This is a genomic window from Mesorhizobium sp. M1227 (assembly GCF_040318315.1).
Taxonomy (GTDB): Bacteria; Pseudomonadota; Alphaproteobacteria; order Rhizobiales; family Rhizobiaceae; genus Mesorhizobium.
Window position 1 is genome coordinate 58535 of record NZ_JAMYLZ010000027.1, and the last position, 22499, is coordinate 81033.

The following is a 22499-nucleotide window of genomic DNA, read 5'->3' on the forward strand; positions in this document are numbered from 1 at the left end:
AGAATCAGGCGGCCTGGTCGATATAGAGGCAGCCCGGCGGCTGCGTTTCCAATGCCTTCAGTTTCGGCGAATAGCGATAGAGCGTCGAGCAATAGGGGCAGACCTTTTCATTGTCGTCGCCCATGTCGAGAAATACATGCGGATGGTCGAAAGGCGGATTGGCGCCGGTGCACATGAATTCCTTGACGCCGATGTCGATTGCCGGGTAGCCCGCATCGTTCTGGAAATGGGGAATGGAACCGCCTGCCATCGTCGTCTCCTGATCTCGTCGATTGCATCTGGATCATAACCCGTCTCTTTGCAAGATCGATGAAATGAAACTGTCGCAAAAGCCTGTCAGAGGATAAGTTAAGCCGGTTAAGGCTGTGCTCGTCGAACGGTGTGGGAAGAGCGGGAACCATGAACGAACTGAAGCCGGTGCAGAACGAATTCATCACCGTCGAGGCGGCGAGCCCCGAAGGCGGCAATCCCGATCGCTTCGTCAATCGCGAGTTTTCCTGGCTGCAATTCAACCGGCGCGTGCTCGAGGAATCGCTGAACGCCAATCACCCGCTGCTCGAGCGCGTTCGCTTCCTGTCGATATCGGCCGCCAACCTCGACGAGTTCTTCATGGTCCGCGTCGCTGGTCTTGCCGGCCAGGTGCGCGAAGGCATCGTGCTGAAGAGCCCGGATGGGCGCACTCCCGAGCAGCAGCTCGAACAATTGCTGCGCGAGGTCGAGCGCCTGCAGGAGGACCAGCAGAACAGCCTTTCGGCGCTGATGCTGCTGCTCGACAAACAAGGCATCGAAAGCATCACCCGCGATGGCCTGACCAAGGACGAGAAGACCTGGCTCGAGGACCATTTCCAGGAGCAGGTATTTCCGGTCCTGACGCCGCTGTCGATCGACCCGGCGCATCCGTTTCCGTTCATTCCCAATCTCGGTTTCTCGATGGCGCTGCAATTGCGCCATCGCAAGAACGGCGAGGAAATGAGCGCGCTTCTGCGCCTGCCGGTGGCGCTGAGGCGCTTCATCCGTTTGCCGGATCGCAAGCATCATGTCCGCTTCATTCCACTCGAAGAGGCGGTCAGTCTCTATATCGGCAAGCTGTTCCCCGGCTATGAGGTCAAGGGCTCCGGCACGTTCCGCATCATCCGCGACAGCGATATCGAGGTCGAGGAAGAATCAGAGGATCTGGTGCGGCTGTTCGAGACGGCGCTGAAGCGCCGACGCCGCGGCTCGGTCATCCGCATCGAGTTCGACAAGCTGATGCCGGCCGAATTGCGCGATTTCGTCGCCGGCGAGCTCGGCGTCTCGGCAAGCCGCATCAGCGTGCTCACCGGTCCGCTGGCGCTCAGCCAGATCTCGGAGATCGTCGCCGTCGCCCGCGACGATCTGAAATTCACCCCCTACAATCCCCGCTTTCCCGAGCGCATCCGCGAGCATGGCGGCGATTGTTTTGCGGCGATCCGCGAGAAGGACATCATCGTCCACCATCCTTACGAATCTTTCGACGTGGTGGTGCAGTTCCTGCGCCAGGCAATGGCCGACCCGGAAGTGGTGGCGATCAAGCAGACGCTCTACCGCACCTCCAACGACAGCCCGATCGTACGCGCTCTGGTCGACGCCGCCGAGGCCGGCAAGTCGGTGACGGCGCTGGTCGAGCTCAAGGCGCGCTTCGACGAGGAGGCCAACATCCGCTGGGCGCGCGACCTCGAGCGCGCCGGCGTCCAGGTCGTCTTCGGTTTCCTCGAGCTCAAGACCCATGCGAAAATGTCGCTGGTGGTGCGGCGCGAGGATGGCAGGCTGCGCAATTACGTGCATCTGGGCACCGGCAACTACCACCCGGTCACGGCACGCATCTACACCGACCTGTCCTTCTTCACCACCGATCCGACGATCGCGCGCGATGTCGCCCAATTGTTCAACTTCATCACCGGCTATGCCGAGCCGGCCGAGCAGATGCGGCTGGCCATCTCGCCGTTTACGCTGCGCGACCGCATCCTCCAGCACATTTCGGATGAGATCAGCCACGCGCTGGAGGGCAGGCCGGCCCGCATCTGGATGAAGATGAACGCCTTGGTCGACCCGATCGTCATCGATGCGCTCTACGATGCCAGCCGCGCCGGCGTCGAGATCGATCTCGTCGTGCGCGGCATCTGCTGCCTGAGACCGCAGGTGCCCGGCCTATCGGAGAACATTAGGGTGAAGTCGATCGTCGGCCGTTTCCTCGAGCACAGCCGCATCTATTGCTTCGGCAACGGCCACGGCCTGCCCTCGGACGGGGCGATCGTCTATATCTCCTCGGCCGATCTGATGCCGCGCAATCTCGACCGCCGCGTCGAGACCATGGTGCCGATCACCAATCCAACTGTGCATGAACAGGTGCTCGGCCAGATCATGCTCGGCAACATCATGGACAACCAGCAAAGTTTCGACGTATTGGCTGACGGAACCTCCCGGCGCGTCGTGCTGGAGGAGGGCGAGGAACCGTTCAACGCGCAGGAATATTTCATGACCAATCCGAGCCTGTCCGGACGGGGCGATGCGTTGAAGTCGCATGCGCCCAAGCGCATCGCGCAGTTCAAGCGCCGCAAGAAACAGAACGCAGCGACGGGCTGATGATTTCAGCGTCCCAGGGCCGGCTTCAGGACCGCCGACCGCTGTCCATCATCGATATCGGATCGAACTCGATCCGTCTTGTCATCTATGAGGGGCTGGCGCGTTCGCCGACCTTGCTGTTCAACGAAAAGATGCTGGCCGGCCTCGGCCGCGGCATCGTTTCGACCGGAAAGCTCGATCCCGAGGCGGTGACGCGCTCGATGGAAGAGTTCCGCCGTTTCCGCGCACTCTCCGACCAGGCCGGCGCCGAGCGCATGTATGTGCTGGCGACCGCCGCCGCTCGCGAGGCCGTCAACGGCCCCGACTTCATCCACCGCGCCGAGGATGTGCTCAAGACCGAGATCCAGGTGCTGAGCGGCCGCGAGGAAGCCCATTATTCGGCGCTCGGCGTCATTTCCGGTTTCCATCCGGCCAACGGCATCGCCGGCGATCTTGGCGGCGGCAGCCTCGAGCTGATCGACATCGATGGTGAGACGATCGGTGACGGCATCACGCTGCCGTTGGGCGGCCTGCGCCTGCAGGACATGGCGAAGAACTCGCTGACCCAGGCGGCAAGGATCACGCGCGAGCAACTGGCGCGGGCGAAATTGCTGAAGGGCGGGCAGGGCAGGGCGTTCTACACGGTCGGCGGCACCTGGCGAAATCTCGCCCGGCTACACATGGAAATGACCAACTACCCGCTCGGCGTCATGCACCATTACGAGATCGGCATCGAAAGCGCCGCGAACTTCCTCCGGCAGGTCGCCAAAGCCGAGATCGACAAGATCAAAGGCATCGAGGGCATCTCCAAGAACCGTCGCTCGCTGCTGCCCTATGGCGCCATCGTGCTGCAGGAGATCATGGCGGCGATGCAGCCGTCGAAGATCATCGTGTCGGCGCTGGGCGTGCGCGAGGGCTTTCTCTATTCGCTGCTCGACAAGGCCGAGCAGAAAGCCGATCCGCTGATCTCGGCGGCGGAAGAGCTTGCCCGCCTGCGCTCGCGCTCGGTCGACCACGCGCATGAGCTTGTCGAGTGGACCGGCAAGGCGTTCGCCGCCTTCGGCATCGACGAGACCAGGGATGAGGCGCGCTACCGCCACGCCGCCTGCCTGCTCGCCGATATCGGCTGGCGTGCCCATCCCGAATATCGCGGCAAGCAATCGCTCAACATCATCGCCCACGCCTCCTTCATCGGCGTCGATCATCCCGGCCGCGCCTTCCTGGCGCTTGTCAGCCTGTTTCGCCACGAGGGCGTGTTCAATGAAGCCGCTCCGGAAATCCGCGGACTGGCGACACCGCGCTATCTCGAACGGGCCCGTGTGCTGGCCGCCCTGCTGCGTGTCGTCTATTTGCTGAGCGCGGCAATGCCCGGCGTCATGCCGCGACTGAAATGGGAACACCGCGGCAATGGCGTGCTGGCGCTGGTGCTGCCGGCAGCGCTGGCCGATCTTTACGGCGAGCGCCCCGCCGGCCGGCTGGCACAACTGGCAAGGGTCACCAATCGCCGGCTGGTGCTGGCGGTCGAGGGCGGGCCTAGCATGTCTGTCAAATAGACGCCCGCGCTGTCGCGTCGCGACCGTTGAGGAAAGAAGGGAAACGCCGTGAAATCCAGGCAGGTTCTTCAGCTGTTGGTTGCGGCGATCTTCGTCCTCTTCGCGGGCGCCGCCAGTGCCCAGACGCTGTACACCCTGTCCGTCGTGGCCAAGGGGACGTTCGATCTGGATCGACATTATCCCAAAGAGCCGGGCGTCAGAACGCCATTCAATTTTCATAGAATGCTTCGCGCACCCAAAAACAGAGAGAAAATAAACTACTTCGTGTTCAAGCCGAGCGCCGACATATTCAAGCTCATGAAATCCCTCTCGAAGAGCGATTTATTCTCACGCCTCGAGCCGTGTTCGAGAGGGGTCGATCGAACTCTTTCCGACAAGGCTCAGACCATCGGCGGGTCGATCAAGCCCATCGTGGGTCGGTCCGATCTGTTACCATACGTGAAGAGACAAGAACTGATTCAATCAGATGGTTATGTGTACGTCGCCATTGACAGCAATCTTCGAAATTACGTCAAGGACCCAAACGATTTTGGATCCGAGTGGGTGGCAATGGCGGTAAAGAAGAAACAGCTCTGTCTGTATGTGGGAGTGGGGGAGATGGGGTTCCGCGGTTTTGCGTCGGTGCCCGTCAATATAAGTCGCCTCGCAAATTTCGTCTTCCTAGACACCAAGTAGACAGGTGCGGGTGGCGCTCAGGCGCGGGCTCCAAGCATTCTGCCGTCGGCCGACCATGCACCCGCGCCAGCCATCGCCAGCGCCAGAAAACCGCCTGATATCGCGATGTCCTTCATCAGCATCTGCGAATGCATGAAGGTCAGCGTCGGATCGCCGCCGCCCTGGCCATAGTGGCCGATGAACGCTGTCGCGACGCAAAAGGCGGCGAGCAGCAGCGCCACGATCGGCGTCTTGAAGCCGACGAGGATGAGCAGCCCGGCGATCAGTTCGAACAGCCCGGTGCCCCAGGCAGCCAGCGTCGGCAGCGGCAGGCCAAGGCCGGCGAAATAGCCGGTCGTGCCGGCAATGTCGGTCAGCGCGTGGAAGCCGGACGGCACGAACAGTGCGGCGAACAGCAGTCGGGAAAGCAAAAGCAGCGCATTGCGGGGCATGGTAACCTCCGTTGTCGGCCGGGTGGCCAAGAGCCCGATCCTAGCAGAATTCCGGTCAGCGGACCGACAGGCACAAACGACAACGAAAAAGGGGCGCGGAAAATTCCGCGCCCCTTTTGTTCAGGAAATGCTGGACTGCTTCAGCCGCGCTTGGCGTCGATCGAATACGCGCCTGGGCCCGAGGAGGCGAGCACGAGGAAGCCGCCGGCAATGCCGAGGTTCTTCATGAAATTGATCATCTGCATCTGATCGGCCCAGCCGGTGTGGGCGACCAGCGCGGTGGCGACGGTGAAAATCGCCATTACCCAGCCGACGATCCGGGTCTGGAAGCCGACGAGGATGGCCAGGCCGCCAAGCAGTTCGATAAGGCCGACGACAATGGCGGTCACCATCGGCAGCGGCAGGCCAAGGCTGCCGAAATAGCCGGCGGTGCCGGCAATCGCCGTCAGCTTGCCGAAACCCGAAAGCAGGAAGATGACCGAAAGCAGGATGCGGCCGAGCAGGATCGTGCCCGAGGCGCCGGCGGCGGTGCCGGAACCGGCAAACGAAGTATTGGCGGACGTGTTGGTGGACATGCGTAACTCTCCAGAAGGATTTGGCCAAACGGCTTGGGATACCCGTCTAGTTAGCGCAGGCCGACTGTTCACCAAAGATGCCAGATTGGTTACGGATTGTTCACCAAGGTAACGTTTTCGCGATCAACATGGGTGTTGAGATCCAGGCATATCAACGCCCTAGCCTGGATGCGTCATGTCCTCCGGCCGCACCAGCCGCTCATAATCGGCTTCGCTGACCAGCCCGGTGGCCAGCGCTTCCTGGCGCAGCGTGGTGCCGTTCTTGTGCGCCGCCTTGGCGATCTTGGCGGCGTTGTCGTAGCCGATCGTCGGCGCAAGCGCCGTCACCAGCATCAGCGAACGGTCGAGTGCTGCCTTGATGTTGTCTTCGCGGGCCTCGATGCCGACGACGCAATTGTCGGTGAACGACACGGAAGCGTCGGCCAGCAGCTGTACCGATTGCAGGAAACAATAGGCCATCAGCGGATTGTATACGTTGAGCTCGAAATGGCCCTGACTGCCGGCGAAGCTGATCGCCGCATTGTTGCCGAACACCTGCACGCAAACCTGCGTCATCGCCTCGCATTGGGTCGGATTGACCTTGCCCGGCATGATCGAGGAGCCCGGTTCGTTTTCCGGCAGCGACAATTCGCCGAGGCCCGAACGCGGGCCGGAGCCGAGCAGGCGGATGTCGTTGGCGATCTTGAACAGCGCCGCCGCGCAGGCATTGATGGCGCCGTGCGAGAAGACCATGGAATCATGGGCGGCCAGCGCCTCGAACTTGTTCGGCGCGGTGACGAAATCGATGCCGGTGATCGCGGCGATGCGCGCCGCCACCTTTTCGGCAAAACCGACCGGCGCATTGAGGCCGGTGCCGACCGCGGTGCCGCCCTGTGCTAGCTCCTGCAGGCCGGGCAGGGTCATCTCGATGCGCTTGACCGACGAGGCGACCTGCGCCGCGTAGCCCGAGAATTCCTGGCCAAGCGTCAGCGGCGTCGCGTCCTGGGTGTGGGTGCGGCCGATCTTGACGATGTGGGCGAAAGCCCTGGTCTTGGCCTCGAGTGCCGTATGCAAATGTCTTAGCGCCGGTAGCAGGTCGTGAGTGATGCGCTCGGCGCAGGCGATGTGCATGGCCGTCGGATAGGTGTCGTTCGACGACTGGCTCATGTTGACGTGGTCGTTGGGATGCACCGGCTTCTTCGATCCCATGACGCCGCCCAAAAGCTCGATCGCCCGGTTGGAAATCACCTCATTGGCGTTCATGTTGGACTGGGTGCCTGAGCCTGTCTGCCAGACGACCAGCGGGAAATGCTCGTTCAGCTTGCCGTCGATGACCTCCTGCGAGGCCTCGATGATGGCCTTGCCGATCGCCGGATCGAGCCGCTTCAGCTCCATATTGGCCTCCGCTGCCGCCCGCTTGACGATGCCCAGCGCCCGCACGATCGACGCCGGCTGTTTCTCCCAGCCGATCTTGAAATTGGCAAGCGAACGCTGCGCCTGCGCGCCCCAATAGCGGTCGGCGGCGACCTCGATGGGACCGAACGTGTCGGTTTCGGTTCTGGTCTCTGGCGCGCTCACGAAGTCTCTCCGGTTTGCAATTTGCAAACGGCGTATCGCGTTGCACAAATGCCTTCAAGCGGAGATTGCGGGTGACGGGAATGCAAATCGGTTGAAGGTGCTGGCAATCTCCCCACTTGAGGGGGAGATGTCGCCGAAGGCGACAGAGGGGGGCGGTAGGTCTTGACGCAACTCCCATAGCGGACGGAACAGGCTGGTGTTCCACGCGAGACGACCCCCTCTGGCCTGCCGGCCATCTCCCCCTCGAGGGGGGAGATCGCAACCTTACCCCGCCGTGTATCCTCCATCCACGGCGAAGATTCCGCCGCTGGTCCATGCCGCTTCGTCGCTGGCGAGATAGACCGCGATGCCGGCAAGGTCGCTGGTCCGGCCGATGCGGCCGAGCGGATAGCTGCGCTCGACATAGGCCTTGAGCTCGGCTTGCGCGGCCTCAGGCAGGTTTTCGATCGACCTGCGCCGCATCGCTGTGTCGACCGTGCCGGGCGCGATCGCGTTGACCCTTATGCCGCGCGGCCCGAGCTCGAAGGCGAGCGACTTGGTCAGCGAATTGAGCGCGCCCTTCGACAGCGAATAGAGGCTGGACGGCCGCTTCGGGATCATCTTGTGCGCGAAATAGGACGAGATGTTGATCACCGAAGCCGCACCCGGCGCGAGATGCGGCAACAGCCGTTGGGTGAGAAAGAATACCGCCGTGACGTTGAGCGCGAATGACTGCTGGAACTGGTCCTCGCTGACGGTCTCGAACGGCACAAGGAACGCTACGCCGGCATTGTTGACGAGGATATCGACAGGTGGGCCGCGCCTGGCATGCTCGACCACGGCATCGATGCCGGCGCTGGCCGACAGGTCGGCCGACAGCGTGTCGACATTATCCCCGAGCTGCTTGCGGGCGGCGTCGAGTTTTTTGCCGTCACGGCCGACGATCAGCACGTCCGCGCCTTCGCGCAAGAAAGCCTCGGCGATTGCCAGCCCGATCCCGTCCGAGCCGCCGGTGACCAGTGCCCGTTTGCCGCCTAGTCTCATCCAACACTCCCGCGCATTGCCGTCTTGTCTGATAAGGAGAACAGCGCCGTTGCCAATTGTGGTCAAGCCGCCGGCCTATCCTACAATATGAACTTTCGGCTGATGCGCCTGTCTATTCGGCAGCGGCTGCACCGCGCCGAACAGCCAGCCGCGTAGCGACGAAATCCTTGACCTGATGAATGGCCTGTTCACGCGTGACGCTGCCTGGCTGCAGGCCAAGCCGCAACCACAGCCCGTCGATCAGGGCGGTGACGCCGAAAGCGATCTCGTCAGCATCGCGTGCCGGCGCCAGACCGCGCAGGCCAGATAGCAGGTTGGAGCGCATGCGCGCATGGATCACCTTCTGGATGCGGGCAAGCTTTTCGTCGCGCGGCACCTCCGCGCAAAGCGAAAGCCAGGCGTGGCAGAGGGACGGCTGGAAGAGATGCGGCTCGAAATTGCCTTCGATGATGGCCTCTATCCGTTGCATTGGCGTGCGCGCCTGTCTCAGCCGCTCGACCACCGCATGCCGCAGCACCAGGTTCGATTCGCGCATGGCATGCTCGAACAGCTCCCGCTTGCTGTTGAAATAGTGCAGCACGATGCCCTTCGACGCACCGGCCTGTGCCGCCACTTTTTCTATGGTCGCGCCAGCTATGCCTTCGCGCTGAAGCACGGCAAAGGCGGCTTGCCGCAGCTCCTTGCGGCGTATGTCGCTGAGACGCTTGAGTTTCACGGGCCAGGATCCATGCATCGAAAACCGACGTTGACATTTTTGTCCGCCGAGATCAATGATTGACCGTTGGGACAATTTAAAAACCGAGTGGTCAACGTCGTTGGTGAAATGAGGAGAACCGAAATGCTTCGTAGCCTTGGAATAGGCGCTTCGCTCTGCGTCCTGCTGGCGATCCGGCCGGCCTTTGCGGCTGAACCTGAGCAATGCGAGGTCGTGCGCATGGCCGAGCCTGGATGGAACGACCTTGCCTTCACCACCGGCGTCACCAGCGTCCTGCTCGATGCGCTCGGCTACAAGCCGGCAAGCTCGCTTCTGGGCATCAACGTCATCTATGAATCATTGAAGAACAATGACTTGGACGTGTTCCTTGGCTATTGGGATCCGGCGATGATCACCTACTACGAGCCCTATAAGAAGGACGGCTCGGTAGACGATGTGCGCGTCAATCTCGTCGGCGCTAAATACACCTTTGCCGTGCCGAGTTACGTGTGGGAGGCCGGCGTCAAGGATTTTGCCGACCTGCAAAAGTTCGCCGACAAGTTCGGCAGGAAGATGTACGGCATCGAGCCGGGCTCGAACCAGCTGATGATGGACGCCATCGCCGATAAGTCGCTCGGCCTCGACGGCTGGCAGGTCGTCGAATCGAGTGAAGCCGGCATGCTTTCCGAGGTCGGCTACGAGATCAAGGAAAAGCGCTTCATCGTCTTCCAGGGCTGGGCGCCGCATCCAATGAACACGATGTACGACTTCAAATATCTGAGCGGCGGCGACAAGTTCTACGGCCCGAACTTCGGCGCCGCGACGGTGTCGACGCAGGTGCGCAAGGGCTATCTGCAGCAATGCCCGAATGTCGGGCAGTTGCTGAAGAACCTCGCCTTCGATATCGATTTCGAAAATCTCGGCATGGGCTATCTCATCAATGACGGCATGAAGCCGGAGGAAGCCGGCCTGAAGGCCCTCAAGGACAATCCGGATAGGCTCGGCGCCTGGCTTGCCGGTGTCACCACATTCGATGGCAAGCCCGCGCTCGACGCAGTCAAGCAGCAGCTCGGCCTGTGATATCGGCCGATCAGGCGGGCTGGAACGGCCGCAAGCGCAAGGTCGGTGCCGGCCGCACTGAAACGGCCTGCGTCGAAATCGCCGGGCAGGAGCCCGCGCTGGTGCTGGTGCACGGCTTCTCCGACACGAGCCGCAGCTTCTCCTTGCTGGCGCCGCATCTCGCCGGGCGCCGGCTTGTCATTCCAGACCTGCGCGGGCATGGCGCCTCGCCGGCCGGGACACGCGGCTTCGCCCCAGCGGATTTCGCGGAAGATGTGGCGAGTTTGATCGAGCGATTGCGGCTCGAGCGGCCGGTTCTGGTCGGGCATTCGCTGGGCAGTATGGTGGCGATCGAGGCAGCCGCGCGCTACGCCGAGATGATCGGCGGCCTGGTGCTGATGGCCGGAACGCTACGGCCGCAGATCGGTGAGGATCACCCGATGACCATTGGTGTGCGGGCGCTTCGAGACCCGATATCGCCGGCCGATCCGTTCTATGACTATTGGCATGCCTGCGAGGCCGAGGTTCCAGCGGAATTCCTGACCATGACTGCGGAGGAGGCGTCAGCCATGCCGGCGGCACTCTGGCGCGCAATCCTGGAGCAGGTTCGGCGCATCGATCTGACCGACAAGGCGCGCATGCTGCGCCTGCCGGCGCTTGTCATTGCTGGCGCGCACGACCTGCTTTTCGACGAAACGCACCAACGGCGGCTCCTCGAAGAAATCCCTAGCGCCGCGTTCGTAAGCGCGGTGCGATGCGGACACAACCCGCACTGGGAGGATCCGGCATTGGTCGCGGCAGCCATCGGCCGGTATTTCAAGCTCGGTACCAAAGCTGGACCCCAGCCGATAGCCGAAGCGACCGGTAGTCCGGGCTGAGAGCAGTCATGAATCTTTCCGAATACGTGGCGTTGGATGCCGTCGCCCTGGCCGGGCATGTTCGCTCGGGCGAATTATCCGCCGTCGAGGTCGTCGAGGCGGCTATCGAAGCGATCGAAAGCATCAATCCCGCCCTCAATGCCGTGACGCTGATCGATGCGGACCGGGCGCTTTCCGTTGCGGCAAGCTGCAACCGGCAGGCGGCACTCGCCGGCATTCCTTTTCTGGTCAAGGACACCGGCGTCAATGTACGGGAGTGGCCGACGACGCACTCGTCGCTCTACTTCAAGGATGCCGCGCCGAAGCCCGACAGCGAGATCGTCCGGCGCTGGCGGGCCGCCGGTCTGATCTTGCTGGGCAAGACAAACACGCCTGAATTTGCCAACGACTTCGTCACCGAACCCAGCTTTCGCGGCCCGACCTCGAACCCCTGGGATCCTTCGCTGACGGCGGGCGGCTCAAGCGGCGGAGCTGCTGCCGCGGTGGCGAGCGGCATGGTGCCGGTCGCCCACGGTTCCGATATCGGCGGATCGATCCGGGTGCCGGCTGCCTGTTGCGGCGTGTTCGGCATGAAGCCGTCGCGCGGGCTCACGCCTGTCGGGCCTGGTCGAGGTCAGGTCGGCGCCGGGCTCTACGCCGAGAACGTGCTGTCCCGCACCGTTCGCGACAGCGCCGCCATGCTGGACATGACTGCCGGTCCAGAACAAGGAGCGCCTTACTCCGTGTCCAAATCGGTGCCGTCCTACCTGGACTGGCTGTCTTCGCCCGGTGCGCGTCTGCGCGTCGCGTGCCTGGCGCACCGGCCGGACGGCACGCCCGTCGCGTCCGAGATCGGGGCAAAATTTCAGGAAGCCATGATCCTCCTCGAGGACAGGGGGCACGAGGTCACAGAGGCGCGTTTCCCGCGGGAAGCCAGCGCCGAAGCGGACTGGAGCATCTTCTGGATGTCGGAGGTCGCGCGGCTGGTTGACGATCGCGCCGACGAGATCGGGCGGATGCCGGGGGCCGGCGAAATCGAAAGCCTGACTCGTCACGCGCTCGACTGTTTTCGGCGATCCTCGGCCGCCGATTATTTCAGGGCGCAGGACCATGTGCACAGCGCTTCGCTGGCGATGGCGATGGCGTTCGATGGGTTCGACCTGATCATGACACCGACGACGGCCGAGCTTACGCCCCGGCTTGGCGCCATCCATGGCGATGGTGCTGTCTTTGATTACGAGGCTTGGGCGAGGCGGGCCTACGGCTTTGCGCCTTTCACAGAAATCTTCAACGTCACCGGCCAACCGGCCGCCAGCCTGCCGCTTTTCCAGTCGAAAGACGGCCTGCCGATTGGCATCCAGCTCATTGGCCGCAAGAACGAGGATCACCGGCTGCTGCGCGTTTGCCTTGACCTGGAGCAGGCAACCGCATGGACCACGCGTTACCAGGTGATCCATGCCAGGCATTTTCAGGTGTGAACCAGACAGGGGGGTTCAGTGCACATAGGTGGCTTTCAACGGCATTGGTCACGCCGGCGTTGGCTGTCCGAGCAGCGACCGCGCCGTCGGCGCCAGGCGCAGAACCTCCACGGGCCTGGCGAATTCCCACTGCGCGGCCTGCTCCAATTCCTGCCATCTCGGGAAGGCAGCCAAGGCTGCCTCGCGGCGGGCATGTGCATCGGCGCTCGCGAAACCGGTGATGCTGATGAAGACGTTTTCGCCGGCCCGCACCGGCAACCGCGGAAAGCTGTTTTCGGCATGCTCGGTAACGAAGGCGGCGAGCGGCGACGCGCCAAATGCGGCGAGCACCGGAAGGGCCGCGGTCTGGAAGTCATTGGCGAAACGGGCTTCCAGGCCCGGTTGCAAATGATGAATCCTGATGACAACAATTGCCTGCAAATCGCTGCTTGCGCTCGGTTTTTCGAGGTCCGCCGGGGGTAATCGTTTCGATCCCGAGAGGTCTAGGGTCGCGCCCGGCCAGGCCGGCTTCAGCAGCAGCACGTCGTCGGATGAGATCATCGTGGCGTTGGCGGCGTCGCGCCACGCAGCCCAGACCGGCCCGTCGTAGAAGGCGGTCAGAGCGTTTTTCCGCGCTTCCATACCGTCGAAGCCGCGCAGCCAGACGAACATATCCGGCCGGTCGAGATCGCGGAACTGGCCGATGATGGTCATCCCCGCGCTTTCCTGGCCCTCGATTAGGTGACCGTCGAAGATGCCGATCAGCGTCTCGCGCCGGCCGGGTTTCAGCGTGTATTGCCTGAGTTCGACGACGGGCGAGGCGAGCAGATCGGATTTAGGCGCGGCGTAAGGCAGGTTCATCGCTCGATCTCCAAAACAGGTCAGTCATCCTGTTTTACAAAACAGACCGGTTGTCCTGTTTTGTCAATCTGCTATCGTGTGAAGATGTCAGCAGAGATATCCGCTCGCCCAAGGTCGCGGGCTCAAAAACGCACCAACGACCCCGAAGGCATGCGCAAAAAGGTGCTCGATGTCGCCGAGGAGGCGTTTCAGGCACGCGGCTATCATGCGTCCAGCATGGGCGACCTGATGGCGACGGCGGGCGTCACCGGCGGCGCGCTGCACCACCATTTCGCGACCAAGAAGGCGCTGGCGCTCGCAGTGATCGAGGAGCGGGTCGCCGCCGCCGTAGAAGAGACATGGATCGCGCCGGTGCGGATGGCTCCCTCAGCGCGCGAGGGCGTGCGCTCCGTGTTCGCGACCGTCGCGGCGGAGCTGGAGCAGCAGGGTTTCGTGCGCGGCTGCCCGCTCAACAACCTGGCGCATGAACTGTCGCTTGCCGATCCGGATTTCCGCATTGCCCTTGCCAGCATTTTTTCTACCTGGCGTCAGGCGATCGCCGACAAGATCAGGGCCGACCAGCAGGCGGGCCGGGAGCAGGGCATCGATCCGCAGCGCTTCGCGTCGCTGGCTGTCGCCACCTATTCCGGCGCCATGTCGATGGCCAAGACCGCGCAGGACGCAAGCGTGCTGCGCGATTGCCTGATGGCATTGGAACAGGGAGTCACGAGGCGACGTCGCAGGATACTGCACAGGGCGCTTTAACGCTGGCAGGACAGAGGCCGCAGTCGCTCATATCGCGACCGAGGCGGGAGGCCGAGCTCTTAATTCGGCAGCGGCTTGATCAGCTCGTAGCCGACCACGCTTTCGGCGCTAGTGCCCTCGTCATAGCGCCTGGCCACAACTGCCTGCAGGTCGGGTGCGTAAAGCGCGGTGAACTCGTCCCGCGTCTCGCCGGCCTCGCTCCTGATCGTCTGCTTGACCGCGAGTACGGAGTATTTGCAATCACCCAGGCTGAACGTCTCCTTGCCCTTGACGTTGATCTCCAGCGTCTCGGTGCCCTTCGGCGGCTTGTTCGGTGCAAGACGGGCAAACACGATCTTGCTCTTGGCACCCGCCTTCAGCGGGAACACCTTCCTGAGATCGGAAAACGGGATCATCGCCAGCTGCCCCGTGCTGCTATCGCGAAACACCTCGATCAGCCCGCCGAACAGGTACTGCGACTGCGGCGATTGCGACTGGTATTTGTTGGCAACCGCCACCATTCCGCCCGCCGCCGGACGAAATTCGCTGTGGATGCCGGGCCTTTCGAGAATGAAGCCGGCCTTGGCCGATTTGGCGTCGATGCACCCGGCGCCATGCGCTGCGCTCGTCACCGCCAGAATCGCCATTGTCATGCCGATGGATGCAGTTTTCATGGCGTCCTCTCTGCCCGCGCAAGTTGAATGCCGAAAGCAATGCCAGGCCTGGGAGAACGTGTCGACATACTTTACGAGCAACTGGACTGCCGGTCCGCGTCGTGCTGAATTTTAGCGCATGATGCATCGCATTCCCGCCCGGCCGGTTTCCCGGCGCAGGTTCCTGATGCAGGCAGCGGGCCTTGCCGCGGCCGGCGCCGTTTCGCGCCCGGCCTTCGGCCAGACCGGCCAGCGTATCCCGCCGATCGACGCCACCTTCTTGTTTATCGCTGATGTCCATGCCTGCCGCACGGCGAACGGATTGAGCCCGCATTGCGAGCAGCAAGGCAAGACCGACGACGCCTTGCTGCGCAACGTCGCCGCACTCAATGGCATCGGCGACAGACAATGGCCGGCCGAAGTCGATGGCGTCGCCACCGGCCTGCGCTCAAAAGGCAGAATCGGCACGCCGCTCGGCCTCGTCGTTGGCGGCGACATCACCGATGACGGCGGCGGCCAGATCACCCAGCCCAGCGAGGGCACGCAGCTGCTTCAGTTCAGCCAGCGCTACCAGCAAGGCGTCGGCCCCGACCGCGTGCACATGCCGGTCTATGTCGGCCTCGGCAACCACGACCTCGACCAGAACGGCCCGCGCTCGCATGTCGACTGGTACCGCCGCGAAATGCGCGACTACGTCGAGGTCAACCACCGCCCCGGCGTGTTCTTCAAGCCGCCTGCGCCGGCGACCGACTACGATGTCGGGACCGATTGCTATTCATGGGATTGGGGCGGCCTGCATCTTGTCCAGACGCACCGTTTCGCCGGCGATACCGGCCATGGCGCCACCAGCAGCCTGCCATGGCTGAAGCAGGACCTGGCAACCTATGCCGGCGACGGCCGCCCGGTCATCCTGTTCCAGCATTATGGCTGGGATATTTTTTCGATCGAAAGATGGGACGCCGCCGAGAAAACCTTCGACGACGGCGGCAAGGGTCCGCCGCACTGGTGGAGCGAAGCCGACAGGCAGGCGCTGCTGGCTGTGCTGAAGGGTTACAACGTCGTCGGCATCTTCCATGGCCACCAGCACGCGACGCCGATGATCTACCACCGTGACGGGGTCGACTTGTTCAAGCCGAAGGCCGCCTTCATGGGCGGCTTTGCGTTGGCGCGGGTGACGGGAAACAGCATGGATGTGGTGCTGGGCGAAGCCGCCGGAGATCATGGTGAGGTCACCTTCACCAATGCATACAGCAAAAGCCTGACTTTCTGACGGGCAGGAGAGGGCCAAAAAAGGCGGCCGAGCCGCCTCTTCCTGGTTCACGAAGGGCCGGCGTCAAAGCGCCTTCTTCACCTTGTCCTTCACGTCGCCGTAAGCCTTCTGCATCTTGCCGGTGGCCTTGTCGACGTCGCCTTCGGCCTCGGTGCGCCTGTTGCCGGTGGCCTTGCCGGCGGTCTGCTTGACCGAGCCCTTGGCTTGCTTGGCAACGCCGGCAACCTGATCCTTGTTCACCATCTCGCATCTCCTGGACCGTTCGCCTGGAGAAACGGTCGCGGATCGCTTAGGTTCCGGCTTCTGCCCGTCGATTGGGATAGCTTCCGGCCGCGAAGCCGACAGGATAGGGTGCACCAGAACGCCCGAACAGACAGGGCCGGAGGGACAATGGCTGAATTCACGCTCTTCATCGGCAACAAGTGTTTTTCGTCGTGGTCACTGCGGCCGTGGCTGGCGATGAAGCATCTGGAGATCCCGTTCGACGAAGGTCTTGTGCGCCTGCGCACGCCCGAGACCGCGGCCAATCTGGCCAGGATATCGCCGACCGGCCAGGTGCCGGTGCTGAACCATCGGCTGCCGACTGGCGAGGTCCGGATCGTCTGGGAAACCCTTGCCATCCTTGAATATCTTGCTGAGCTGTTTCCCGAGAAAAAGCTCTGGCCGGCCGACATCGGCGCCCGCGCGCTGGCCCGCTCGGCGGCGACAGAGATGCATTCCGGCTTTCGCGAGGTCCGCTATGGCTGGCCGATGAATTTGCGCCGGCCGAAAGGCCACAAGCCGCTCGACGCCGAAGGTGAGGCGCAACGGGCGCGCATCGAAGGGCTATGGCGCGAATGCCGCGAAAAATACGGCAAAGGCGGGCCGTTTCTGTTTGGCCGTTTCACCGCGGCCGATGCCATGTACGCGCCGGTCGTCACCCGCTTCGACACCTATGGTGGCACGCTGGCGCCCGACACCCGCGCCTATGTCGACGCCGTGCTTTCGATGCCGGCGATGCGGCACTGGTATGCCGAGGCGGCGAAAGAGCCTTGGCCGGAGCCCGGCCCAGACGAGTAGAGCCGAGCAAAGCCGGTCTTCCACTTCGCGGCCCGCGGCCTATCTGAAGATCGGGCAGGGGCCTTGGAGACTTCACAATGACTTCTGTTTCTTCCGCACTGGCCGGCAAGGTCGCACTCGTCACCGGCGCCTCCTCGGGCATCGGCGAGGCAACCGCTGTGGCGCTCGCAGCCGCCGGGGCCAAGGTGGCGATTGCCGCACGCCGCGCCGATCGTCTCGAAGCGCTGGCCGCACGTATCGAAAAGGCCGGCGGCACGGCGCTCCGCATCCAGGCCGACGTCACCAGCAACGACGATGTCATCGCCATGGTCGACAAGGTTGTCGCCGAATGGAGCCGCCTCGACATCCTCGTCAACAATGCCGGGGTGATGCTTCTGTCGCCCGCCGCCGAGGCGGTGCTCGACGACTGGCGCCGCATGGTCGAGCTCAACCTGCTGGCGCTGATGGGCGTCACCAAGGCGGCGCTGCCGCATCTGAGGGCCGCCAAGGGTCACATCGTCAATGTCTCGTCGATCGCCGGACGCGTCGCCAATCCCGGCGCCAGCGGCTATGCCGCAACCAAGTTCGGCGTCGTCGGCTTTTCCGAATCGCTGCGCCGCGAAGTCTATGCCGACAAGGTTCGCGTCACCGTCATCGAGCCTGGCCTTGTGCGCACCGAACTCGGCGACCATGTCACCAACCCGGCGGCGAAGGCCGGGCTCGACCAGCGGCTCGCCGCCATGGAGGCGCTGACCGCCGAGGACATCGCCGCGGCCATTCTCTACGCCGTGGGCCAGCCGGCACACGTCAACGTCAACGAGATCGTCATCCGCCCGACCGACCAGGAGCGGTGAACGGCGTCAGATATTTTCGCTACGCCTCAAATCCCGCCCGCAGGAAATCGCCACACTCCTCGACCAGCCGCGACGGGTCCCTCGCGAGGTAGACGCCGAAATCCGCCATCGGCGCCGGCGGCAGGTTGAAGCGTCCGTTGAGGCTTTGGCAGTCGGGCGGCAGTCCTTCCTGCAGCAGAAGGCCGATGCCAAGCCCGGCCCTCAGCGCCGAGATCAGCGTCGCGAAAGTCGACACGCGGCAGCCGATCTTCCAGCCGATCCCGGCCTCGGCGAGCGAGGCCAGCATTCTGTCCTGCCAGGAGCAGGCGCCTTCGAAGATGATCAGCGGAAGCTCGACCTCGTCATCGATCTCGATCATGCGGCTTGCCGCCCAGACCAGCTGTCGTGACACATGGCCTCGCGGCGCCATTGTGAAGCGCGCCGGATCGGCCATGACGATGTCGCATCTTCCTTCGCCCAGCGACTTGCTGAGATCGCTGCTGCTGGCCGATGTCAGCTCGATCTCAACGGAGGGGTGCCGGCGGCGGAATTCGGCAATGATCAGCGGCAGCCGCGTCACCGCCAAATCCTCGACGATGCCCAGCCGGACACGGCCGACCAGCCTGCGGCCTTCTATCTCGCGCCTGGCATCGTCACCGATCGCGATGGCCTTGCGGGCGAAGGCGAGCAGGATCTCGCCGGCCTCGGTCAGCGTCACGCCGCGCGGCGAGCGGCGCAGCAGCTCGGCGCCGACTTCACCTTCGAGGCGCTGAAGCTGCATGCTCACCGCCGCCTGCGTGCGGGCAAGCCGATCGGCGGCCCGGCTCACCGTTCCCGTATCGGCCACGGTGACGAAGGCGCGCAGCAGCCGGACGTCGATATCTCCGGTCATAAGAATTCCTGATAGCTGTGTCAGCACTATCAGGCTATCCGAAAGCCCGATCTGAATTCAAGGTCCGCTCGCACGAATGAAAACAGGAGCAGCCACCTTGCCCTACAGAAGAAGATTTGAGGAGTTCGGTGTCGCCTGGCCGTCGCTCGATCGGCCCGCTTTGCCGTTCTCGCCGACGGTTCGGGTCGCCGACATCGTCTATGTCTCCGGTCAGATCCCCGAGATCGGGCAGGAGATCGCTGCGATCGGCCAGGTCGGCGCAGAGATCGTTCTGGCCGCGGCGCGGAACGCCGCCCGGCTCTGCGCGGCCAACATCGTCTATTGGCTCGACAAGGAACTGGACGGCAATCTCGACCGTGTTGTGAAATTCGCCAAGCTGACCGTCTATGTGAACGCGGCGGCCGGCTTTGCGGCCTATTCGGAGGTCGGCAACGGAGCATCCGAATTTCTGCTCCATGTTTTCGGCGAGCGTGGCGAGCATGCCCGCTGCTCGCTCGGCATGGCCGGCTTGCCGGCCAATGTTCCGGTCGAAGCCGACGCTATCGTGCATGTACGCTGATGCACGCCCAGAACATGCACTCGGGCCTGATCCGAGAGTGCGCAGCGAAACCAGGGGAGGCTTGGCTTGATTAGCGCAAATCTTGAGGGGCGGAAGGCGCTTGTCCTCGGCGGAGGCAAGGGCCTCGGTTTCGGCGTTGCCGAAGCGCTCGCGGCGAAAGGCGCCGAGATCATCCTGGTCGGACGCGGGAAGGAGACCCTGGATGCGGCGCGGTGCGCGATCGAGTCCGCCAGCCCCGTCTGCTCGACCTTCAGCGCCGACCTCTCCGACAACGACAGCGTCTCCCGGCTGATCCGTGCCGTCGAGGGCGAGCATCAGCGGATCGACATCGTCCTGCTCAATGGCGGCGGCCCGCCGCCCTTCGCGGCCAGCGTCTTCGATGCGAGTGTCTGGGAGAAGCAGTTCACCAGCATGGTGCTGAGCCAGATGCGCATCGCCATTTCTTTCCTGCCAGGCATGCGGGCGCGGCGCTGGGGGCGCATCATCGCCGTTTCCTCCACGTCCGTCCGCGAGCCGATCCCCGGCCTCACCGCTTCGAATGCGTTGCGCGCGTCGCTTGCCGGCTGGGCCAAGACCCTGGCCGGCGAAGTGGCGGCGGACGGCGTCACCGTCAACCTGTTGCTGCCTGGCCGTTTTGCGACGGACCGGACGAAGCGGTTCGACGCGATGGACGCCGCCGACAGGGGTGTGGACGCTGCTGTGATCGCCGCCGAGAGTCAGGCCGAAATCCCGGCAAAGCGCTACGGCACGCCCGCTGAATTCGGCGCCGTTGCCGCATTCCTGGCCAGCGCCGCCGCCGCCTATGTCACCGGCGTGGCGTTGCCGGTGGATGGCGGGCTCAGCCGCGGCATGCTGTGAGGAGCAGGGGCAGCGGCGCGAATGGTCGCATCACACAGGAACGCCCCTCGTGCCTTTTATCTGCGCGGGGGGCGTCCTGTTTGTCGTCCGCCTTTTCTCAAGATCGCTCTTTCGAGAACGGCTTTCGACACCGAAGAAAATGCTCCGGCGCCAAAATGGTTCCCGGCTAAGTGGCTTCGGCTCGCCCGGCTTTCGCTCTCCAATATGCCTGCACGGGCAGTCGTGGCGCCCTCGGCGAGTGTGACAAATCAAAAAAATTGACATAAGGCGCAAAGAAGTCTATAAGAACTTTGTCGATATTTGTTTGACCGACTTTTGTTATCCGCGTGCCTAGGCGCGCCTTTGGCGAACTTCCCCCATCAAAATCGAGACAAACGTTGTTGTGCATCCGCATGACGGCGAACGAATATTTGCCATGGAAAGGGTTCGTTATGAGCACAGGCACAGTTAAATGGTTCAACGCCACCAAGGGTTTTGGTTTTATTCAGCCTGACGACGGTTCTGCCGACGTTTTCGTCCACATCTCAGCCGTCGAGCGCGCCGGAATGCGCGACATCGTCGAGGGCCAGAAGCTTGGCTACGAGATGGTCCGCGACAACAAGTCGGGCAAGATGTCCGCTGACCAGTTGAAGGCGGCCTAAAACGGAATTAAGCCTCACCGGTGACCACGGATGTACTGGCACCGGTGAATGGCAAATTCCAGCGCATGATCGCGGGATGTTAAATCTCGGAGCGGATCATGTGCATTGAGAAGAACGTTTCTTTGCGCGTCTCTCGGGATGCGCAGGCGTTCTCATGGGAGGTCAGGCGGTGCCTGGCCTTTTTCATTTTTGCGCTTCGACCGCCGAAAGAGCGCTGCTCGACGGCCCGGACGTGCTAAGAGGCTGTTTCGAAATTCGCTCCGGCGAGTCATATGGTGGTGGTTTCGAGAACCGGAGCGCAGCGGACATTTGGGTCCGTGAGCACCGGAAGCGCAGAAAACCCCATCAGATGGCCGTCAGAGTAGAATTTCCAAACGGTCTCTAAGGACGTTCCAGCAATTTGAAACAGGCTGCCGTATTGCTTTGTGCGGGATCCTGGCCGAAAGACCAGTCTCGCCACTTTTCGGCGGCGTGCTCCGAACCGGGAGAAAGACCTTGACCGAACCTTCAAAAAAACCTCGCGACCAGGCCGAATCCATCTTCAGCAAGACGCGGACCCAGTCGATGTCGCTCGACCGCATCAATTCCGAACGGGATGCCGTCAGCCAGGCCCGCGAAGCCAAGACCGCACGGCTGCGCGAACTGCGCCTGGAAAAGGAAGCCGACGACATGGCGGCAGCGGTTGCGCTCGCAGCCTCGCCAAAACGCGCAGGCAAATGCTGATGGCCACCAAACGCGTGCCCCAAAAGGCGATCGCCGCAGATTCGACCATCGCCGATGTCGTGGGTGAACTCGACAAGCCGGTCGAATATGTCCGGCGCGTGCTCGAAAAGCTCGAGCGCTGCCGGCGTGTCCACGGCGATGCCCAGGTGCGGCTCGGCGTGCGCGGCCGCGCCGAATGCCCCAATTATCTGATCGAATATGTCCGGGAAAACGCCAAGACGCACGAGCGCGTGACCTATCCGGATGCTGCCTACAGCGGCAGCACGCATCGCGAACTGGCGCCCCGGCACATCGAGGAAGCCAGGAACTGGTCGCCCGAAGAAATGAACATCACGGCCGTTTCGGCGCTCATCGGCCGCCTTCGCAATCCGAATGCGCCATCATCGCGTTTCTCTGACGAGGATTGATATGGCAATCAAGTTTTCCGCCAAGGGCCAGCCGGCAGCGCCTGCTGCCGCCGTGAAGCCGGCCAAGCCGGCGGCCGCGCCAAAAACCGGCGAAGCCGCCGAAGCGGGCACCGATCTGTTCAGGTCGCCGGCGGAAGCACCGCCGCGCAAGCCCAAGAAGAAATAGCGTCCTTGCAGCAAAATGCCGACCGGAAATCTGCGCCAAGGCTGCTTGCCCTGGCGGTCGCAGAGGAGTTTTCGTCGCCACAAGAGGGCGTCGGTCCGATTGCCTTCGATTGCCAGACCTGTGGCGCCTGCTGCGCCTACTCGTCCAGATGGCCGCGCTTCTCCACCGAGGATGACGCGCAGCTCGACCTTATCCCGCAAAAATACGTGGCTGCCGACGAAGCCGGTATGCGCTGCGACGGCGCGCGCTGTTCGGCACTGTGCGGCGAGGTCGGCAAGTCAACGGCCTGCGGCATCTACGACATCCGCCCCGACGTCTGCCGCGCCTGCATGCCGGGCGATGACGACTGCCTGATCGCGCGTCGGGCTCACGGTCTGCCGACGCTGTAATGACGGCCCTCGGGCTGGCGTCTCA

At 63.1% G+C, this 22499-nt stretch carries 27 protein-coding genes; 17 read left to right on the plus strand and 10 right to left on the minus strand.

Features of this window, described 5'->3' with window-relative positions:
- Positions 1-4: 4 nt before the first annotated feature.
- Positions 5-250, minus strand: a complete 246-nt coding sequence (locus NKH28_RS25135; protein ID WP_254820632.1) for a zinc-finger domain-containing protein — start codon at positions 248-250, stop codon at positions 5-7.
- 149 nt (positions 251-399) lie between these two features.
- Between NKH28_RS25135 and NKH28_RS25140 the strand changes: the two genes are divergently transcribed.
- Genes NKH28_RS25140 through NKH28_RS25150 form a run of 3 tightly spaced genes read left to right on the plus strand, consistent with a single transcriptional unit; the run spans position 400 to position 4808 of the window.
- Positions 400-2601 carry an RNA degradosome polyphosphate kinase gene (locus NKH28_RS25140; RefSeq protein ID WP_352980660.1) on the plus strand — a complete coding sequence of 734 codons (2202 nt, stop codon included), beginning with the start codon at positions 400-402 and terminating at the stop codon, positions 2599-2601.
- Positions 2601-4133, plus strand: a complete 1533-nt coding sequence (ppx, locus tag NKH28_RS25145) for an exopolyphosphatase (RefSeq protein ID WP_352980661.1) — start codon at positions 2601-2603, stop codon at positions 4131-4133. The genes NKH28_RS25140 and ppx overlap by 1 nt, the downstream gene beginning before the upstream one ends.
- Positions 4134-4181: 48 nt before the next feature.
- Positions 4182-4808, plus strand: a complete 627-nt coding sequence (locus NKH28_RS25150) for a hypothetical protein (protein WP_352771175.1) — start codon at positions 4182-4184, stop codon at positions 4806-4808.
- A 17-nt stretch (positions 4809-4825) separates the two neighbouring features.
- Here the strand turns inward: NKH28_RS25150 and NKH28_RS25155 are convergent, their stop codons facing one another.
- From NKH28_RS25155 to betI, 5 genes are all read right to left on the minus strand, one after another.
- Positions 4826-5239 (minus strand): DoxX family protein, encoded by a 414-nt coding sequence (locus NKH28_RS25155; protein WP_352771177.1) that lies wholly within the window; start codon positions 5237-5239, stop codon positions 4826-4828.
- Between the two features lie 140 nt (positions 5240-5379).
- Entirely contained in the window at positions 5380-5814 is a 435-nt protein-coding gene (locus tag NKH28_RS25160; RefSeq protein WP_352501902.1) for a DoxX family protein, read from the minus strand.
- Positions 5815-5973: 159 nt separating this feature from the next.
- Positions 5974-7371: a class II fumarate hydratase gene (gene fumC / locus NKH28_RS25165; RefSeq protein ID WP_352588580.1), complete on the minus strand. Its 1398-nt coding sequence runs from the start codon at positions 7369-7371 to the stop codon at positions 5974-5976.
- A 264-nt stretch (positions 7372-7635) separates the two neighbouring features.
- Positions 7636-8394 carry an SDR family NAD(P)-dependent oxidoreductase gene (locus NKH28_RS25170; protein ID WP_352472648.1) on the minus strand — a complete coding sequence of 253 codons (759 nt, stop codon included), beginning with the start codon at positions 8392-8394 and terminating at the stop codon, positions 7636-7638.
- Positions 8395-8506: 112 nt separating this feature from the next.
- The gene (betI, locus tag NKH28_RS25175; RefSeq protein ID WP_352501904.1) at positions 8507-9109 is read right to left on the minus strand and encodes a choline-binding transcriptional repressor BetI; all 603 of its coding nucleotides are present in this window, start codon (positions 9107-9109) and stop codon (positions 8507-8509) included.
- Positions 9110-9232: 123 nt separating this feature from the next.
- Here betI and choX point away from each other — a divergent pair, with 123 nt between their 5' ends.
- From choX to NKH28_RS25190, 3 genes are read left to right on the plus strand one after another with little or no spacing between them, the layout of a single operon-like run.
- Positions 9233-10168 (plus strand): choline ABC transporter substrate-binding protein, encoded by a 936-nt coding sequence (choX, locus tag NKH28_RS25180; RefSeq protein WP_352980662.1) that lies wholly within the window; start codon positions 9233-9235, stop codon positions 10166-10168.
- Positions 10165-11025, plus strand: a complete 861-nt coding sequence (locus NKH28_RS25185; RefSeq protein WP_352980663.1) for an alpha/beta fold hydrolase — start codon at positions 10165-10167, stop codon at positions 11023-11025. The genes choX and NKH28_RS25185 overlap by 4 nt, the downstream gene beginning before the upstream one ends.
- Positions 11026-11033: 8 nt before the next feature.
- Complete coding sequence (locus tag NKH28_RS25190; RefSeq protein WP_352980664.1) at positions 11034-12482, plus strand: amidase; 1449 nt, start codon at positions 11034-11036, stop codon at positions 12480-12482.
- 48 nt (positions 12483-12530) lie between these two features.
- On the opposite strand, the gene NKH28_RS25195 is transcribed toward NKH28_RS25190, so the two are convergent.
- On the minus strand, positions 12531-13322 hold the full coding sequence (locus NKH28_RS25195; RefSeq protein ID WP_352980665.1) for an NIPSNAP family protein: 792 nt from the start codon (positions 13320-13322) through the stop codon (positions 12531-12533).
- A gap of 150 nt (positions 13323-13472) precedes the next feature.
- Between NKH28_RS25195 and NKH28_RS25200 the strand changes: the two genes are divergently transcribed.
- Entirely contained in the window at positions 13473-14066 is a 594-nt protein-coding gene (locus NKH28_RS25200) for a TetR/AcrR family transcriptional regulator (RefSeq protein WP_352980666.1), read from the plus strand.
- Between the two features lie 59 nt (positions 14067-14125).
- Here NKH28_RS25200 and NKH28_RS25205 read toward each other — a convergent pair whose 3' ends face one another.
- Entirely contained in the window at positions 14126-14719 is a 594-nt protein-coding gene (locus NKH28_RS25205) for a hypothetical protein (RefSeq protein ID WP_352980667.1), read from the minus strand.
- A gap of 118 nt (positions 14720-14837) precedes the next feature.
- Between NKH28_RS25205 and NKH28_RS25210 the strand changes: the two genes are divergently transcribed.
- On the plus strand, positions 14838-15968 hold the full coding sequence (locus NKH28_RS25210; protein ID WP_352980668.1) for a metallophosphoesterase: 1131 nt from the start codon (positions 14838-14840) through the stop codon (positions 15966-15968).
- 63 nt (positions 15969-16031) lie between these two features.
- On the opposite strand, the gene NKH28_RS25215 is transcribed toward NKH28_RS25210, so the two are convergent.
- Positions 16032-16211, minus strand: coding sequence for a CsbD family protein (locus NKH28_RS25215; protein ID WP_254820647.1), 180 nt, complete (start codon positions 16209-16211; stop codon positions 16032-16034).
- A gap of 147 nt (positions 16212-16358) precedes the next feature.
- On the opposite strand from NKH28_RS25215, the gene NKH28_RS25220 reads away from it, so the two are divergent.
- Positions 16359-17027 carry a glutathione S-transferase family protein gene (locus NKH28_RS25220; protein ID WP_352980669.1) on the plus strand — a complete coding sequence of 223 codons (669 nt, stop codon included), beginning with the start codon at positions 16359-16361 and terminating at the stop codon, positions 17025-17027.
- 77 nt (positions 17028-17104) lie between these two features.
- Positions 17105-17860, plus strand: coding sequence for an SDR family NAD(P)-dependent oxidoreductase (locus tag NKH28_RS25225; protein ID WP_352980670.1), 756 nt, complete (start codon positions 17105-17107; stop codon positions 17858-17860).
- Positions 17861-17879: 19 nt separating this feature from the next.
- Here NKH28_RS25225 and NKH28_RS25230 read toward each other — a convergent pair whose 3' ends face one another.
- A complete protein-coding gene (locus NKH28_RS25230; RefSeq protein WP_352980671.1) occupies positions 17880-18731 on the minus strand; it encodes a LysR family transcriptional regulator in 852 nt (283 codons plus the stop codon).
- A gap of 97 nt (positions 18732-18828) precedes the next feature.
- Between NKH28_RS25230 and NKH28_RS25235 the strand changes: the two genes are divergently transcribed.
- From NKH28_RS25235 to NKH28_RS25265, 7 genes are all read left to right on the plus strand, one after another.
- Positions 18829-19290: a RidA family protein gene (locus NKH28_RS25235; protein ID WP_352980672.1), complete on the plus strand. Its 462-nt coding sequence runs from the start codon at positions 18829-18831 to the stop codon at positions 19288-19290.
- Positions 19291-19356: 66 nt separating this feature from the next.
- Positions 19357-20148: an SDR family oxidoreductase gene (locus tag NKH28_RS25240; protein WP_352980673.1), complete on the plus strand. Its 792-nt coding sequence runs from the start codon at positions 19357-19359 to the stop codon at positions 20146-20148.
- Between the two features lie 431 nt (positions 20149-20579).
- Entirely contained in the window at positions 20580-20789 is a 210-nt protein-coding gene (locus NKH28_RS25245) for a cold-shock protein (protein WP_010915421.1), read from the plus strand.
- A 495-nt stretch (positions 20790-21284) separates the two neighbouring features.
- Positions 21285-21512 carry a hypothetical protein gene (locus NKH28_RS25250; RefSeq protein ID WP_352817488.1) on the plus strand — a complete coding sequence of 76 codons (228 nt, stop codon included), beginning with the start codon at positions 21285-21287 and terminating at the stop codon, positions 21510-21512.
- Positions 21512-21919: a hypothetical protein gene (locus NKH28_RS25255; protein WP_352472663.1), complete on the plus strand. Its 408-nt coding sequence runs from the start codon at positions 21512-21514 to the stop codon at positions 21917-21919. Before NKH28_RS25250 ends, NKH28_RS25255 begins: the two co-directional genes overlap by 1 nt.
- A gap of 1 nt (position 21920) precedes the next feature.
- Complete coding sequence (locus tag NKH28_RS25260; RefSeq protein WP_023722752.1) at positions 21921-22085, plus strand: hypothetical protein; 165 nt, start codon at positions 21921-21923, stop codon at positions 22083-22085.
- A gap of 50 nt (positions 22086-22135) precedes the next feature.
- Positions 22136-22474 (plus strand): YkgJ family cysteine cluster protein, encoded by a 339-nt coding sequence (locus NKH28_RS25265; RefSeq protein WP_352615803.1) that lies wholly within the window; start codon positions 22136-22138, stop codon positions 22472-22474.
- Positions 22475-22499: the final 25 nt, after the last annotated feature.